Source organism: Streptomyces sp. NPDC059787 (assembly GCF_042732315.1).
Lineage (GTDB): Bacteria > Actinomycetota > Actinomycetes > Streptomycetales > Streptomycetaceae > Streptomyces > Streptomyces atrovirens.
In genome coordinates this window covers 18866-33457 of record NZ_JBHWHX010000036.1, presented here as the reverse complement: position 1 = coordinate 33457, position 14592 = coordinate 18866, and the positions used below count along the sequence as shown (strand labels likewise).

The 14592-nt window shown below is 74.3% G+C and carries 15 protein-coding genes; 8 read left to right on the top strand and 7 right to left on the bottom strand.

The features are described from left to right. From ACFV5H_RS28015 to ACFV5H_RS27985, 7 genes are all read right to left on the bottom strand, one after another. On the bottom strand, nt 1-1141 hold a 1141-nt coding region (locus ACFV5H_RS28015; RefSeq protein WP_385197775.1), incomplete at its 3' end, for a B12-binding domain-containing protein. Next, on the bottom strand, nt 1138-2814 hold the full coding sequence (locus tag ACFV5H_RS28010; RefSeq protein WP_385197773.1) for a PP2C family protein-serine/threonine phosphatase: 1677 nt from the start codon (nt 2812-2814) through the stop codon (nt 1138-1140). The genes ACFV5H_RS28010 and ACFV5H_RS28015, both read right to left, overlap by 4 nt. A 208-nt stretch (nt 2815-3022) precedes the next feature. Next, nucleotides 3023-3703 carry an adenosylcobinamide amidohydrolase gene (locus ACFV5H_RS28005; RefSeq protein ID WP_385197771.1) on the bottom strand — a complete coding sequence of 227 codons (681 nt, stop codon included), beginning with the start codon at nt 3701-3703 and terminating at the stop codon, nt 3023-3025. 68 nt (nt 3704-3771) lie between these two features. After that, the gene (locus tag ACFV5H_RS28000; RefSeq protein ID WP_385050149.1) at nt 3772-4188 is read right to left on the bottom strand and encodes an ATP-binding protein; all 417 of its coding nucleotides are present in this window, start codon (nt 4186-4188) and stop codon (nt 3772-3774) included. A 76-nt stretch (nt 4189-4264) separates the two neighbouring features. Continuing rightward, a complete protein-coding gene (locus ACFV5H_RS27995) occupies nt 4265-4414 on the bottom strand; it encodes a hypothetical protein (protein WP_179167355.1) in 150 nt (49 codons plus the stop codon). A gap of 89 nt (nt 4415-4503) precedes the next feature. Then, nucleotides 4504-5556, bottom strand: a complete 1053-nt coding sequence (locus ACFV5H_RS27990; protein WP_385197769.1) for a DUF6745 domain-containing protein — start codon at nt 5554-5556, stop codon at nt 4504-4506. Nucleotides 5557-5615: 59 nt separating this feature from the next. Then, nucleotides 5616-5942: a hypothetical protein gene (locus ACFV5H_RS27985; protein ID WP_385050153.1), complete on the bottom strand. Its 327-nt coding sequence runs from the start codon at nt 5940-5942 to the stop codon at nt 5616-5618. Between the two features lie 221 nt (nt 5943-6163). Between ACFV5H_RS27985 and ACFV5H_RS27980 the strand changes: the two genes are divergently transcribed. The 8 genes from ACFV5H_RS27980 (at nt 6164) to pgm (ending at nt 14558) form a co-directional block, all read left to right on the top strand. Continuing rightward, nucleotides 6164-7123 (top strand): STM4015 family protein, encoded by a 960-nt coding sequence (locus ACFV5H_RS27980; RefSeq protein WP_385197767.1) that lies wholly within the window; start codon nt 6164-6166, stop codon nt 7121-7123. A gap of 7 nt (nt 7124-7130) precedes the next feature. Next, nucleotides 7131-8081, top strand: coding sequence for an STM4015 family protein (locus tag ACFV5H_RS27975; protein ID WP_385197765.1), 951 nt, complete (start codon nt 7131-7133; stop codon nt 8079-8081). Continuing rightward, the gene (locus ACFV5H_RS27970) at nt 8062-9237 is read left to right on the top strand and encodes an STM4014 family protein (RefSeq protein WP_385050159.1); all 1176 of its coding nucleotides are present in this window, start codon (nt 8062-8064) and stop codon (nt 9235-9237) included. Before ACFV5H_RS27975 ends, ACFV5H_RS27970 begins: the two co-directional genes overlap by 20 nt. Before the next feature lie 52 nt (nt 9238-9289). After that, nucleotides 9290-10111: an STM4013/SEN3800 family hydrolase gene (locus tag ACFV5H_RS27965; RefSeq protein ID WP_385050203.1), complete on the top strand. Its 822-nt coding sequence runs from the start codon at nt 9290-9292 to the stop codon at nt 10109-10111. After that, nucleotides 10108-11481 (top strand): STM4012 family radical SAM protein, encoded by a 1374-nt coding sequence (locus ACFV5H_RS27960; protein ID WP_385197763.1) that lies wholly within the window; start codon nt 10108-10110, stop codon nt 11479-11481. Before ACFV5H_RS27965 ends, ACFV5H_RS27960 begins: the two co-directional genes overlap by 4 nt. A gap of 11 nt (nt 11482-11492) precedes the next feature. Then, the gene (locus ACFV5H_RS27955) at nt 11493-12341 is read left to right on the top strand and encodes an STM4011 family radical SAM protein (protein ID WP_385050163.1); all 849 of its coding nucleotides are present in this window, start codon (nt 11493-11495) and stop codon (nt 12339-12341) included. A gap of 54 nt (nt 12342-12395) precedes the next feature. Next, complete coding sequence (locus ACFV5H_RS27950) at nt 12396-12803, top strand: hypothetical protein (RefSeq protein ID WP_385050165.1); 408 nt, start codon at nt 12396-12398, stop codon at nt 12801-12803. Nucleotides 12804-12917: 114 nt separating this feature from the next. After that, the gene (gene pgm / locus ACFV5H_RS27945; RefSeq protein WP_385050167.1) at nt 12918-14558 is read left to right on the top strand and encodes a phosphoglucomutase (alpha-D-glucose-1,6-bisphosphate-dependent); all 1641 of its coding nucleotides are present in this window, start codon (nt 12918-12920) and stop codon (nt 14556-14558) included. Nucleotides 14559-14592: the final 34 nt, after the last annotated feature.

Genomic DNA, 14592 nt, shown 5'->3' with positions numbered 1-14592 from the left:
GGCTCTGCGCGTCGGGGGCGGCGGCGTGGTGGTCGGGGTGTGGGTTGGGGGGGCGCTGTCTCGGGTCGTCTCGGGCTGGGTGGCCGCACCCCACACCACCGCTCAGAGCGGCCGCGCCCTCGCGGACGAAGCGCAGGCCTCGGGGGAAGTCGTGCAGCTGCTCCGCGAGGATGTCCAGTCCCGTCACCAGGGAGTGCACCGGGACACGCCGTGCGGCGAGCACCTCGGAGGTCCATTCCAGGAATCCGGTGAACACCTCCGCGTCGTCCATGTACAGGGCGGTGGCCAGGAAGTCGAGGATGTGGACCAGGTCCTCCGCGGTCCGCTCCCGTTGCGCGGCGTCGTATCCGCGCATGGCCGGGAAACGGCTCTCCAGGTCCGTCAGCACCTGTTTGACCAGGTGGCTGCGGGACCGGACCACCAGCGTGTACTCCTGGTCCGCCAGGTGCGGCAGGTCGTCGACCGCCTGCCGGACCGCCGTGGGGCGCGGCAGGCCGGCCTCCAGCGCGGCGGCCGCGCCGCGGGCGTCCGGGGCCCATCCGTCGGCGCCCAGGGCCCGCGCGAACCGGCCGTCCGCCCCGAAGGCCCTGCCCCCGGCGAGCACGGGCACCCCGACGGCCTGACAGGCGGTGATGGCCGCGTGCGCGGCCGGCAGATGGGTGGGGACCGATCCGGAGAGCAGGACGGCGTCGGAGTCGGTGTGGTGCTGGTGGGCGACGAGGTGGGGCGTGGGCGTCTGGGCGCCCAGGTAGTCCACCTGCCAGCCCCGCAGCCGCAGGACCTCGGCGACGAGCCGGGCCGGGAAGGCGTGCCACTCGCCGTCGACGCACGTGACCGTCACCCGCCCGCGGTGCGGGGGAACGGGCCTGCCCGCCGCCGGACGGTGGACGAGGACGGTGATCACGCGCTCGTTGATGGCCGTGGCGGCGTGTTCCTGGGCGACGGTGATGCGGTCGGCGGCCCATTCGGCGCCGATCCTCTCCTGCACCGCCGCGACGACGTCGAGCAGCAGGGCCTCCTCCTCCCACCCCGCGTCGAGACCGGCACGTACCACGTCGACGGCGTCGTACTCGCTGCCCCCGAGCACGGCCTGCCAGAGCCCGTCGCGCAGAACGGCGGCCGGCAAGCGGGTCCCGCTCACGTGTTCCTCCCCGAGTCCGAACGCGAGTCCGGGCCGGCGGACGGTGCCGTGCGCGGTGCGCTGATGGCGACGGTGGCCATGTCGTCGTGACCGCCGCCGCCCAGCCACTGGGCGGCCAGCATCTGCACCCGCTCCACGATCGCCTCCCCCGGCATACCGGCGCACTCCACCAGCGCCTGCCGCAGACGGTGTTCCCCGAACAGTTCGTCGCCCAGCGGCCCGCCGCGGGCCTCGGTGATGCCGTCGGTGTAGAGCAGGCACGTCTCCCCGGGCGCGAGCACCTCCTCGGCCGTGCGCACCGTGACGGAGGGGAGCGCTCCGACGAGGGTGCCGTGGGTGGCGGCCTCCTCGACGCGGCCGTCGGCGCGGACGATGAGCGGGGGCATGTGCCCGGCGCTGGTCAGCCTCAGACGTACCCGGTGGTCCTCGCGTCTGACGGAAGCCAGCACCATGGTGGCGAAGCGGGTGTGGTGCGAGGTGAGCAGGGCCCCGTTGAGCAGGGTGAGGACCTGCTGGTGGTCGGAGGCCAGGGGCAGCAGCGCGTGCAGCGTGTTGCGTATCTTCCCGGTCAGGACCGCCGCGTCCAGCCCCTTGCCGGCCACGTCGCCCAGCACGACGAACGTCTCCTGCGAGGCGTCGGCCCCGGGATGGACGTCGTAGAAGTCACCACCGATCCGCTCGTGGTCGCTGGCGGCGCGGTAGCGCCCCGCGTAGTCCACCCCGTGCAGGCTCTCCAGGGCCGGCGGCAGCAGTTCCCGCATGAGCGTGGTGGTGATCGCGCTCTGCTCGCTGTACAGGCGTGCGGCCGACAGCGCGGCGCCCGCGCGTGCGGCGAAGAGCCGGGCGAACGCCTCCTCGTCCGGGGTGAAGGCCCGCTCCGTGCCGGTGCGGAGCAGGATCAGCGCACCGGCGGACACCCCGTGGCCGGGAAGCGGCGTGACGATGACGGAGCCGACCGGCCCGCCGAAGCCCGCCGGGACCACCCACTCGGGAAGGGCGGCGGGGTCGATCCAGCGCGCGGGTACCGGCGGGAACCCCTGGAGGGCCTCGGCCAGTCCCGGCACGCCCCGGGGATCGAACTGGAGCGAGGTGTGCTCCGCGGGCCCGCCGCGCAGGGCGTGGGTCACGGTGTGGCGGCGCCCGACGGGCGGCAGGACGAGCAGCGCGGCGTCGGCGAGGTGCTCCGCCGCCAGGTGCGCCGCGACCTCCGCGCAGCGCGGCACGTTCAACGACGCCAGCAGGGTGCTGGACACCATGGCGCGGATCTCCGCCTGTTCCCGGGCGCTCCGCAGGGACGTCTCCGCCCGGCGGCGGCCGGTGCCGTCCACCAGCCACCACACGACGCCCCCGTCCGCGACCGGACCGGGACGCGCCTCGAAGAACCGGTCACCGATCTCCCCGGCGGCCGGCGGGCCCACCGGTGTGACGTCCGTCCCGTCGGTGAGACTCCGGTGCGCGTCCGCCAGCCAGACCGGCACCACGTCCCGTGGGCCGCCTCCGTCGTGACGGCCCGTCAGCACCAGCCGGGCGGGCGGGTTCAGGTCCACGAGCGTGCCCTTCGCGTCGAGGACCACGACCGGGTAGGGGGCGTCCTGCCACGTCGGACCGGTACGGACGTCCGTGTCGCGCGGGTGGGCGGGTGAGCCGGGGGAAGGAATCACAAGCGCAGGCACGCGTCGTGCGCACCCCACCACCTCTCTGCCGGGGAAACCGGGTTCGGCTGCCACGGTCCCCCATCCGTATCCGCGAAATCAACCTGCCCGGGCGACGACGCGCCCGCCGGGCGGCTGCGTACCCCTGGGCGGGGCGCTTACTCCCGTTCTTCGCCCGCACCCGTTCCCTGCGCGCTCCCGGGCGGCCCGCGCCGGGCGGCGGCAGCGCTCAGACCGCCGTCACGGCCTCGCGCACGGCGCGGTGGACGGCGCGCGCCAGCCGCGCCCCCCACAGGGAACGGGGCCCGGCGAAGGCGTGCTCCTCCTCGTCCGGGCCCGGTGTGCGGGCGGCGACGCACACCGCGTCGGTGGGTGTGCCCGAACAGTCGAGGCCCGCCTCCAGGAGGGCCTGCACCTTCGCCTCCGTCGCCGTGCTCACCGCGTTGACCAGGGCGGCGTCGCTCAGCGGCACCGGCAGGACGACGACGATGTTGATCGTGCCCGGCCCCTGGAGCCCGTCCGTGCCCTCGCCGGGCCGTGCGGCCCAGCCGCGCACGTCGACACCCGCCGTGACGCAGGCCTCCGCGCCGGCGTCCTTCGCGCGCGCGTACGCCGAGACGTCCGCCGCGGTCATCAGCCCCACCCCCGGGCCCCGCGCACCCGCGGCGGCGGCGAGATCCGCCAGGTGCCGGTCGGGGTCGGTGCGCCGGTAGCCGTGGGAGACCTGGGCGTTGAGGATCCAGGTCCGCTCGCCGACGCCCCCGCCCAGCACCGCGCTGCTGATCATCCGCCACCCGGGTCCCGCGGTCCACAGCAGCGCGTGCAGCCGTTCGCCGTTCTCGGTACGGGTCAGGCACCGAGGGGACGGCAGGGCGGGGGTGAGACGGGGCGGGGGGAGAACGGCGGTCACCGTGCGGGGCTCCTTGCTGGGCGGACCGGCCGATCCTAGGGCCTGTCGCCCGCCGCGCACGGGGCGGGTCAGCGCCGCGTGCCCTCCGGCAGCCGGAAACAGGCCGTGACGGTCTTGCCGTGGGGGCAGGGGCGGGCCTCCCAGGTGTCGGCCAGGGCGTCGACCAGCAGCATGCCCCGTCCGCCGACACGTTCGGTGCTCGGTCCCCGGGGCGTCGGCAGGGCCGCGGACCTGTCGTGCACCGAGATGTGCAGACAACGGCCGTCCCACGACATGACCAGTTGCGCGCTGCTGCGGGCGTGGACGTGCGCGTTGGTGACCAGTTCCGAAACGGTCAGCAGCACGGCGTCCGCCGCCTCGGGGGCGGCCGTGTCCCAGCCCAGCGCGACGAGGTGCTCGCGTGCCCAGTCGCGGGCCGCCTTCACCCCGTGGTCCATCGGCAGTGAGCGCGCCCAGCCCACTGTCCGGACCGACGACTCGTCCATGAGATCCTTCCCGGTCGTCGCCACGCGGCCCGGACGCGTACGTACCCGGACCGCGCGGAAGCGGAAGAGGAACGGCTCAGCGGTGGCCGCCGCGGAGCCGGCCCAGCAGGCGCTGTGCCTGGGCCCGGCGCCGGGGGTCGGCCGCCGCCCGCCGCACCTGCTCGGCCGTACGCCGCCCCTGAGGGCTCCTGGCGAACTGTTTGATGCGCTCCACCATGCTCGGCATGGGTGCTCCCTTCCGCGGGTCCGGTTCGTCCTTGCCGTTCTCCGCCTACCCCCTGCGGGCGGAGTCAGCCCTCGGGCGGCCGGACGGGCTCACGTCTCCTTCAGCGGCTCGTACACCTCCGCTCCCAGGCCGAACGTCCACGCCACCCCCTCCCGGGCCGTCCGGGTCGTCGGCGGCACACGGAGCCAGTACGTGCGGTGGGTGCCGTCCGGTTCGGGCGTGGAGTTGAGGACCTCGACCATGACGACCGGCTCGTCGTCGGCCAGTTCGACGCGCCAGAGGGTGCCCGTGCCGTCCCGGTGCAGGGGCCGCGCCCCCGAGTCGGCGAGATAGCGGTCGTAGCCGTAGTACTCGAGCATCACCCGCCGGAGCTCGGCGTTCTCCTCCTGCCGGATCCGCTCCGGGGTGAGCGTGCGCAGCTCCTCCAGGAAGGCGCGCGTCACCGGCATCCCCCGCCAGGCGCACAGGGCGAAACCGTCGGGGAACTCCAGGGCGGGCCCGTCGCCGTGGTCGAGCCGGCCGGCCTCGTCCCGGTGCAGGGCGACGGGACGCTCGCACACCACCGCCACCTTCTCGAACGGCCACCACCAGCCGGCGCTGCGGCACACCAGGGCCGGCCCGGCGAGCGCGGACCCCTCGGTGTCCAGGGCCGCCAGCCACGGCGCGTCGTGCTGCCCGAGCAGGGCGTCCAGCAGGACCAGACGTATCCCGGTGCGGGCCGCCGCGTCGTCGGGGGCGAGGTCGTCGAGCACGCCGGCGCGGATCCGGTCGACCAGCGCCTGCGTGGCGTCCCACAGGGCACCGCCGGTCCGGGACCAGCGCCGGGACCAGCCCGCCGCGCCCAGCTCCTCGTACAGCCGGCCGCGCTCGGCCGCCCACGGCGCGGTGCGCACCGCCTCGCGCACGCTCGCCCCGAAGTCCGTCCCCTCCCGGACCAGCGTCACGCCCTCGCGCGGCGACCCGGCCCAGATCACGCGCTCCGGCTCGGCCAGCCCGGCACTGCGGTAGGCCAGCCGGACGCCCTCCTCGGCCGCCGCCCGGTCGGCGGGCCCGGTGGCCGCGGCCCACGCGCGCCAGCGCGCCGTCCCCTCCGTGAAGCCCTCCGTCACGGCGGCCGTCCCGCTCTCCTGCGCGATCGTCATCGTCAACGTCCCCTGCTTCCCTGCCGTGGTGTGGTGTTCCGTGCGGTCGCCGGCGTCCGTCAGTCCGCCACCAGCCGCACCGAGCCGGGGACGTACTCCCGCTGCCGGATCACCCGGAACCAGCCCTTCGGCAGCGCGATCGCCGCGTGCTCCTCGTGGACGACCCGGCCGCCCTCGGGCAGGTGCAGCAGGAACGGCCCGAACGGGCCCGGCTCACGGATGAGTTCGCCCTTCCCGAGCACCGCGTGCGCGTGTCCGGTGACCTCCCCCAGGGCCAGCACCAGCCGGCCCCTGGCGTCGCGCGGCTCCTTGGGCGCGTCCGGGACGTGGGACGGCACCGTCTCGTCCGTGACGGGCACGATCAGCACGTCTCCCTGCCGGTACATGGCTCTCCCCTCCGCTCCGGCGCACGGTGCTCCGGAGTCCATGCGCGGACAGTACGAGCCGGCACTGACAACGGACCGTCACCAGCCCCGCCGCCGGGCGTTGTCAGTCCCTGTTGGTAGAACTGCTGCACGCACCGCCGGAGGGCCCGCGCCCCGTGCCCCGTGACGGCCTCGCCCACGCACCGCCTTCCTTCCCGCGTCGCACGACAGGAGCAGCCCGTATGACCATCGGTGGCCACCTCGAGGAGCTGTACGGCCTTCCCGCCTTCACCTTCCCCGGGCCCGGCGGGACACCGCGTGAGCTGCCCGGACCCGACGCCGTGGCCTGGCGGATCACCGCCGACACCTACGACGCCGAGGAGCGGTGGACCGAGGCCTTCGCCCGTTTCTGCTCCGCGGTCGACACCACCCGGGTCCGCGCCCTGGTCGTCGGCGCCTGGGAGGACGCGTACGAGAGGAGCTCCGCCGACATCGTCGAGGCGCTGGTGGCGGCGGGTGACCGGCTGCCCGGCCTGCGGGCGCTGTTCGTCGGCGACATGCATTTCGAGGAGTGCGAGATCTCCTGGATCACCCAGACCGATGTCACACCCCTGCTGGCGGCCTTCCCGGACCTGGAGGAGTTCGGTGTGCGCGGGGGACAAGGGCTGCGGTTCCCCGCCCTGCGCCACGACGCGCTGTGCACCCTGATCGTGGAGACCGGCGGCCTCCCGGTGGACGTCGTCCGCGGTGTCGGGGCCAGCGAACTGCCCGCGCTGGAGAACCTCGACCTGTGGCTCGGCACCTCCTGGTACGGCGCCGACAGCGAGGCCGCCGACCTGGAGCCGATCCTCTCCGGTGTCCGGCTGCCCCGGCTGCGGTACCTGGCCCTGCGCAACAGCGAGATCCAGGACGAGATCGCCGCCGCCGTGGCGTCCGCGCCGGTCGTCGCCCGGCTGGAGGTGCTCGACCTGTCCATGGGCACCCTCGGCGACGACGGCGCCACCGCCCTCCTCGGCGGCCAGCCCCTCACCCACCTCAAGAAGCTGGACCTGCACCACAACTACCTGAGCGATCCCGTCCGGCAGCGTATACGCGAGACGCTTCAGGCCGCGGGCGTCGAGGTGGACCTCGACCCGGACGACGCGGACCAGGACGAGGACGACGACGGCACCGTCCACCGCTACGTCAGCGTGGGGGAGTGAACACCGCGTGCGCTTCTACCCCTCCCACCTGGAACACTTCCACGGCCTGCCCGTGCACCGCTTCACCGGCCCCGACGAGGACCCCGGCCCGCGCCTGCCCCCTCCCGCCTCGGTCGCCTGGCGCCTCACGGCCGACCGTGAGGCGCCGTTCGAGGAACAGTGGAACTCGTTCCTGGACCGGGTCCGCACCGACGAGGTCGTGGCCCTCGTCATCGGCGCCTGGTGGCAGGAGTGGGACGAGCACGGCATCGACCCCGTCCTCGAACTGATCACGGCCGGGGCGCACCGGCTGCCGAGACTGCGGGCGGTCTTCCTCGGGGACGTGGAGTCCGAGGAGTCGGAGATCTCCTGGATCAGACAGGGCGACGTCAGCCGGGTGCTGCGCGCCTGGCCCGGTCTGTACGAACTCGGCGTGCGCGGCGCCGAGGGGCTGGTGATCGGGCCGCTGCGGCACGAGGAGCTGCGCAGGCTGCGCGTCGAGTCCGGCGGTCTGCCGCCCGAGCCGGTACGCGGCCTGGCGGCCTGCGACCTCCCCGCCCTGCACCACCTGGAGCTGTGGCTGGGCACCACCTGGTACGGCGGCGACTGCACCGAGGCCGACGTCCGGGCACTCCTCACCATGCTGAACCGCAGCCCCGGACTCGCCCACCTGGGCCTGTGCAACAGCGAGATCCAGGACGGGATCGCCGCCGCCGTGGCCGCCGCGCCCGTCGTCGCGGGTCTGGACTCCCTCGACCTGAGCATGGGCACCCTCAGCGACGAAGGGGGAGCCGCGCTGCTCGCGGGACAGCCGCTGACCCATCTGCGGGCGCTCGACCTCGGGCACCACTACATGAGCGAGGAGATGACCCGCCGCGTGCGCGAGACGCTGGGACCGCACATCCAGGACCTCGACCTCACGCCCGCCCACCGCGGCGAGTACCGGCCGGAGGAGCGTTATGTCGCGGTCGGGGAATGAACCGGGGCGCGCCGGCGCACCCGTGCGTCTCGCCGTCGTGGGCAACCCCGAGAACCGCAGGACGGCCCTCTTCTCCGACGCCGCCCGCGCGGCCGGGCTGCCCGCACCGCGCGTCGTGCCCTGGGAGCGGGTCCTGCGCGAGGGCGGGGCCGACTTCGCCGCCGACGAGACCGTCCGGCTCGACTCACCCGGCGAGAACCCCGACGTCGACCGGCTGCTGAGGGGAGTCGACGACCCCACCCGCGTGGAGGGCTCGGCACGCTGGTACGCGCGGTTCACCGAGGCCGTCCGCGGACTGCGCGGCGGCATCCGGCTCGACGACGCCGGCGAACTGGCCGTCATGTTCGACAAACGGCGCTGCCACGCCGTCCTCGACGCGGCGGACGTCCCCGTGCCCGAGTCACCCACCTCCGGCCCGGACGCCGTACGGGTGACCGGCTGGGACGACGTACGCACCGTCATGCGCGAGCACCGGATGCCGAGACTCTTCGTCAAGCTCGCGCACGGCTCCTCGGCCTCCGGGGTGCTCGCCGTCGAGGCGTCGGGCAGTGGCCGTATCAGGGCCACCACCTCCGCCGAACTCACCGAGGACGGCAGGCTGTTCAACTCCCTGGTGGTGCGCCGCCACGAGCGGGAGGCGGACATCGCCGCCGTCGTGGACGCCCTCGCCCCCGACGGCCTCCACCTGGAGCGCTGGCTGCCCAAGGCCTCCCAGCGGGGCCGCGCCGCCGATCTGCGGGTCGTGGTGGTGGCCGGCCGCGCCACCCACGCCGTCGTGCGCACCAGCGCCTCACCCCTGACCAACCTCCATCTCGGCGGCACCCGCGGCGACCTCGACGCGGTGCGCGACGCCGTCGGGGCGGCCGGCGGCCGGTGGGCGGACGCCCTCGCCGTGTGCGAGCGCGCGGCGGCCTGCTTCCCGCGCACCCTGTGCGTCGGCGTCGACCTGCTCCCGGCCGTCGGCTGGCGCCGGTTCGCCGTCGGCGAGGTCAACGCCTTCGGCGACCTGCTGCCCCGCCTCACCGGACTGCCGGGCAGCGGGGCGGAGGGCCTCGACACCTACGCGGCCCAGGTCGCGGCGGTCCTGCGCCGCACCACCGGCCCGTCCCACCCGCACCACCAGTACAGAACGGGAACCACCCATGTCAGCGCCTGAACCGACGCCCGCGCCCGGCCCCCACGGGGCCACCGCACCGGACCACCCGGACATGAACGAGATCGTCGGCAGCCACGACATCCTCCTCGTCACCCTCGACACCCTCCGCTTCGACGTCGCCGCCGAACTCGCCGCCGCGGGACGCATCCCGAACCTGGCCCGCCGGCTGCCCGGTGGCCGCTGGGAGCGGCGGCACGCCCCCGGCAGCTTCACCTACGCCTCCCACCAGGCGATCTTCGCCGGATTCCTGCCGACACCCGCCGCCCCCGGCCCGCATCCGCGGCTGTTCGCGGCCCGGTTCGCCGGCAGCGAGACCACGGCCGGGCACACCTTCGTCCACGACACCCCCGATCTGGTGTCGGGCCTCGCGCAGGAGGGCTACCGCACGGTGTGCGTCGGCGGGGTCGGCTTCTTCAACAAGCAGGGCCCGCTCGGCTCGGTGCTGCCCGGCCTGTTCCAGGAGTCCCACTGGGAACCGGAGTTCGGCGTCGCCTCACCCACGTCGTTCGAGGCCCAGGTGACCCGCGCGGAACACGTCGTACGCGAACTCCCCCACGAACAGCGCCTGTTCCTCTTCGTCAACGTCGCCGCACTGCACCAGCCCAACTGGTTCCACCGGTCCGGCGCGACCCGCGAGGACGGCGACACCCGCGCCACCCACGCCGCCGCCCTGGAGTACGTGGACCGGCACATCGGCCGGCTGTTCGCCGCCGCGAGCAGCCGGCGCCGCTGCTTCGCCGTCGTCTGCTCCGACCACGGCACCGCCTACGGCGACGACGGCTACACCGGCCACCGCATCGGCCACGAGTCCGTGTGGACCGTGCCCTACGCCCACTTCTTCCTGGACCACACCCCCGCCGAGGCCGCCCGATGACCACCGCCACCCCTGCCCGGACCGGCACCGACGTCCCGGCGAGCCCGTACCAGAGCTACGTCTACGCCTACCCGCACAAGACCGCCTACCGCGAACTCGCCGACCGCCCCCGCCTCGACACCCTCTGGGCCGGCGAACCCAAGGACGCCCTCTCCCTCTACCTGCACATCCCGTTCTGCGAGATCCGCTGCGGCTTCTGCAACCTGTTCACCCGCATCGGCGCCCCCGACGGCCTGACCGGCGCCTATCTGGACGCCCTGGACCGGCAGGCGACCGCCGTACGGGAGGCGCTGGGGGAGCGTGAACCCGTGCGGTTCGCCACGGCCGCCTTCGGCGGCGGCACCCCCACCTTCCTCACCGCCACCGAACTCCAGCGGCTGTGCGACATCGCGGAACACCGCATGGGCGCCGACCTGCGCGCGGTTCCGCTGTCCGTGGAGGCCTCGCCCGCCACGGCCACCGCCGACCGGCTGGACGTGCTGGCCGCGCGCGGCACCACCCGCCTCAGCCTGGGCGTGCAGAGCTTCGACGACACCGAGGCCCGCGCCGCCGTACGACCGCAGCGCCGCGCCGACGTCGAGGCGGCCCTCGGCCGTATCCGCGAGGCCCGCATCCCCGTCCTCAACATCGACCTCATCTACGGCATCGACGGCCAGACGGAACACACCTGGCTGCGCTCCCTGGACGCGGCCCTCGCCTGGCACCCCGAGGAGCTCTACCTCTACCCCCTCTACATACGCCCCCTGACCGGCCTCGGCCGCCGCGCCGGCGCGGCGGACCCGGCCTGGGACGAACAGCGGCTGCGTCTGTACCGCCTGGGCCGCGACCACCTCCTCGCCCACGGCTACACGCAGCAGTCCATGCGCATGTTCCGCCGCGCGGACGCCCCGCCGCAGGGCGCGGACGACCACGCCTGCCAGACCGACGGCATGATCGGCCTCGGCTGCGGCGCCCGCTCCTACACCGCGGGCCTGCACTACTCCTTCGACTACGCCGTCGGCATGCACGAGATCCGCGGCATCGTCGACGACTACGTCTCCCGCCCCGCCGCCGACTTCGCCCACGCCGAGTACGGCCGCCGCGTCGACACCGGCGAGGCCCGCCGCCGGCACCTGCTGCAGTCCCTGCTCCAGGCGGAAGGCCTCGACCTCGCCGACTACCGCGCCCGGTTCGACGGCCGCACCCCGGCGGACGACTTCCCGGCCGAGCTGTCCCGCTTCGCCGACCGCGGCTGGCTGGCGGAGGACACCGGTCCCGGCGCCACGCGCCTGCGCCTGACCCCCGAGGGCCTGGCCCACTCCGACGCCATCGGCCCGCAACTGTTCTCCCCGGCCGTGCGGGCCGCCATGGCCGCCTACGAGCGGAAGTGAGACCGCAGCCGATGGACCTGACCCTCCTCTACCGGGGCCCGCTGGCCTCCTGCGACTACGACTGCCCGTACTGCCCCTTCGCCAAGCGCCGCGACAGCCGGGAGCAACTGCGCGCGGACCGCGCCCGCCTGGAGAGGTTCGCCGACTGGGCCGACGCGCAGACCACCGACCGGCTCTCCCTGCTCTTCACCCCCTGGGGCGAAGGTCTGGTCCGCTCCTGGTACCGGAACACCCTGACCCGGTTGTCCCACCGGCCGCACATCCGCCGCGTCGCCATCCAGACCAACCTCAGCTGCCGCACCGACTGGCTGGCCGGCGCCGACCTGGACACCCTCGCCCTGTGGTGCACGTACCACCCGGGCCAGACCCCCTACGACCGCTTCCTGGCCAAGTGCGGTGAACTGGACCGCCTCGGCGTCCGGTTCAGCGTCGGTGTCGTCGGACTGCCCGAGCACCTCGACGCGGCCAGGCGGCTGCGCGCCGACCTGCCCGAGAAGGTGTACCTGTGGGTCAACGCCGCCGAGGGCCACACCTACGACGACACCGAGGCCGATGTGTGGACCGCGCTGGACCCGCTCTTCCCCTACAGCCGCCGCCCCCACGCCAGCGCGGGCCTGCCCTGCCGCACGGGGGAGTCCGTGATCTCCGTCGACGGCGAGGGCACGGTCCGCCGCTGCCACTTCGTCCGCGCCGAACTCGGCAACCTCTACGACGGCAGCTACCGCGAGGCGCTGCGCCCCCGCCCCTGCCCCCTCACCACCTGTGACTGCCACATCGGCTACGTCCACCTCGAAACGCTGCCGCTGTACGACGTGTTCGCGGGCGGTGTGCTGGAACGGATACCGGCCCCGGCCGGGTAGCCGCCCGCGCCACATGACGTGTTTGCCGCGGAAGCGAGCGGCAAGTCGGTGTCCATGAGTGAACAGAACAAGAACTCGAATCAGAAGACCACGTCCGCCCGGTCCGCCGCGACCAAGGCCCGGGAGACCGCGGACAAGGCGACCGCCCCCGCAGCCCGCAAGGCCGGTGACGCGGCGTCGACGGCCGCGTCGGGCGCCGGGCGCGCGGCCCAGGCGGCGAGCGGCGCCGCGCAGACCGCGGCCAAGGGGGTCGAGGCGGGCCGCCGCGCGGTCGTCGCCACCTCGGGCCAGGTCGCCGCGGGCGCCAAGACCGCCTGGACGGTGATCGCCAACCGCAGGCTCGTCGCCGCCGGTGCCGCGGCCGGCCTGACCGCGCTGACCGCCGCCTCCTACGCTGTGGGCCGGCGTGCCGAACGCCACGCCCACGGCCCTCTCACCCGGATGACCGGCGGCCGGATCTGACGCCGGGGCGGCGGGGCGGACGGCGCGGAGCCGGGCCCCACTCGCGCGGTGCGGCCCCGAAGAGGAAAGATGTCTCCGCAAGCGAAGAATCAACCCATGCGGAGGAGTGGGCACATGCAGCACGAGCGAGCGGGCGGCCCGGCCGGCCCCGAGGATCTCGTCGACGTCGCTCGGCTGGTCACGGCGTACTACGCACTGCACCCCGACCCCGAGGACCCCGGGCAGCGCGTCGCCTTCGGGACGTCGGGACACCGCGGCTCGTCCCTGACGGCCGCGTTCAACGAGGACCACATCGCCGCGACCAGCCAGGCCATCTGCGAGTACCGCGCCGGGCAGGGCACCGACGGGCCGCTCTTCCTCGGCGCCGACACCCACGCGCTGTCCGAGCCCGCGCGGGTCACCGCCCTGGAGGTGTTCGCGGCCAACGGGGTCACTGTGCTCATCGACAGCGCCGACGGCTACACCCCGACCCCGGCGGTCTCGCACGCGATCCTCACCCACAACCGGGGCCGCACCACGGGCCTCGCGGACGGCGTCGTGGTCACCCCGTCCCACAACCCGCCCGCCGACGGCGGGTTCAAGTACAACCCGCCCAGCGGCGGCCCCGCGGGCTCGGACGCCACCGGCTGGATCCAGGACCGGGCCAACGACATCATCCGCGGCGGCCTCGAGGACGTCCGCCGCATTCCGTACGCCCGCGCCCTCGCCGCACCCGGAACCGGCCGCTACGACTTCCTCGGCACCTATGTCGCGGACCTGCCGAACGTGCTGGACCTGGACGCGATCCGCGCGGCCGGCGTACGGATCGGCGCCGACCCGCTGGGCGGGGCGTCCGTCGCGTACTGGGGCCGGATCGCCGAACAGCACCGGCTCGACCTCACCGTGGTCAACCCGCTCACCGACCCGACCTGGCGGTTCATGACGCTGGACTGGGACGGCAAGATCCGGATGGACTGCTCCTCGCCGCACGCGATGGCGTCCCTCATCGAGCAGCGCGACCGCTTCGACATCGCCACCGGCAACGACGCGGACGCCGACCGGCACGGCATCGTCACCCCGGACGCCGGGCTGATGAACCCCAACCACTACCTCGCCACGGCGATCGGCTACCTCTACGCGCACCGCGAGCAGTGGCCGTCCGCGGCCGGCGTCGGCAAGACCCTGGTCTCCTCCGCGATGATCGACCGGGTCGCCGCCGACCTGAAGCGCGAACTCGTCGAGGTGCCCGTCGGTTTCAAGTGGTTCGTGGACGGACTGGCCGGCGGTACCCTCGGCTTCGGCGGTGAGGAGTCGGCCGGGGCCTCCTTCCTGCGCCGGGACGGCTCGGTGTGGACCACCGACAAGGACGGCATCATCCTGGCGCTGCTCGCGTCCGAGATCACGGCCGTCACCGGGAAGACGCCCTCCGCGCACCACGCCGCCCTCACCTCCCGCTTCGGCGAGCCCGCCTACGAGCGGATCGACGCCCCGGCGACCCGTGAGGAGAAGGCCCGCCTGGCGAAGCTGTCCCCCGCCCAGGTCACCGCGGACACCCTGGCAGGGGAGGCGGTCACCGCGGTGCTCACCGAGGCGCCGGGCAACGGAGCGTCCATCGGGGGCATCAAGGTGGCCACGGACAGCGCCTGGTTCGCCGCCCGCCCCTCCGGCACCGAGGACGTGTACAAGATCTACGCCGAGTCGTTCCAGGGTCCCGAGCACCTCCGCCGGGTGCAGGAGGAGGCCAAGGCCGTGGTCCTCGCGGCACTGAGCGACTGAGCCGCACCTCGCACGGGCACGCCCCGGTCACCCG

Coding starts and splice junctions, on each gene's coding strand:
- ACFV5H_RS28000 (WP_385050149.1), bottom strand. CDS start 4,188: ATGGACGAGTCGTCGGTCCGGACAGTGGGCTGGGCGCGCTCACTGCCG.
- ACFV5H_RS27995 (WP_179167355.1), bottom strand. CDS start 4,414: ATGCCGAGCATGGTGGAGCGCATCAAACAGTTCGCCAGGAGCCCTCAG.
- ACFV5H_RS27990 (WP_385197769.1), bottom strand. CDS start 5,556: ATGACGATCGCGCAGGAGAGCGGGACGGCCGCCGTGACGGAGGGCTTC.
- ACFV5H_RS27985 (WP_385050153.1), bottom strand. CDS start 5,942: ATGTACCGGCAGGGAGACGTGCTGATCGTGCCCGTCACGGACGAGACG.
- ACFV5H_RS27980 (WP_385197767.1), top strand. CDS start 6,164: ATGACCATCGGTGGCCACCTCGAGGAGCTGTACGGCCTTCCCGCCTTC.
- ACFV5H_RS27970 (WP_385050159.1), top strand. CDS start 8,062: ATGTCGCGGTCGGGGAATGAACCGGGGCGCGCCGGCGCACCCGTGCGT.
- ACFV5H_RS27965 (WP_385050203.1), top strand. CDS start 9,290: ATGAACGAGATCGTCGGCAGCCACGACATCCTCCTCGTCACCCTCGAC.
- ACFV5H_RS27960 (WP_385197763.1), top strand. CDS start 10,108: ATGACCACCGCCACCCCTGCCCGGACCGGCACCGACGTCCCGGCGAGC.
- ACFV5H_RS27955 (WP_385050163.1), top strand. CDS start 11,493: ATGGACCTGACCCTCCTCTACCGGGGCCCGCTGGCCTCCTGCGACTAC.
- ACFV5H_RS27950 (WP_385050165.1), top strand. CDS start 12,396: ATGAGTGAACAGAACAAGAACTCGAATCAGAAGACCACGTCCGCCCGG.
- pgm (WP_385050167.1), top strand. CDS start 12,918: ATGCAGCACGAGCGAGCGGGCGGCCCGGCCGGCCCCGAGGATCTCGTC.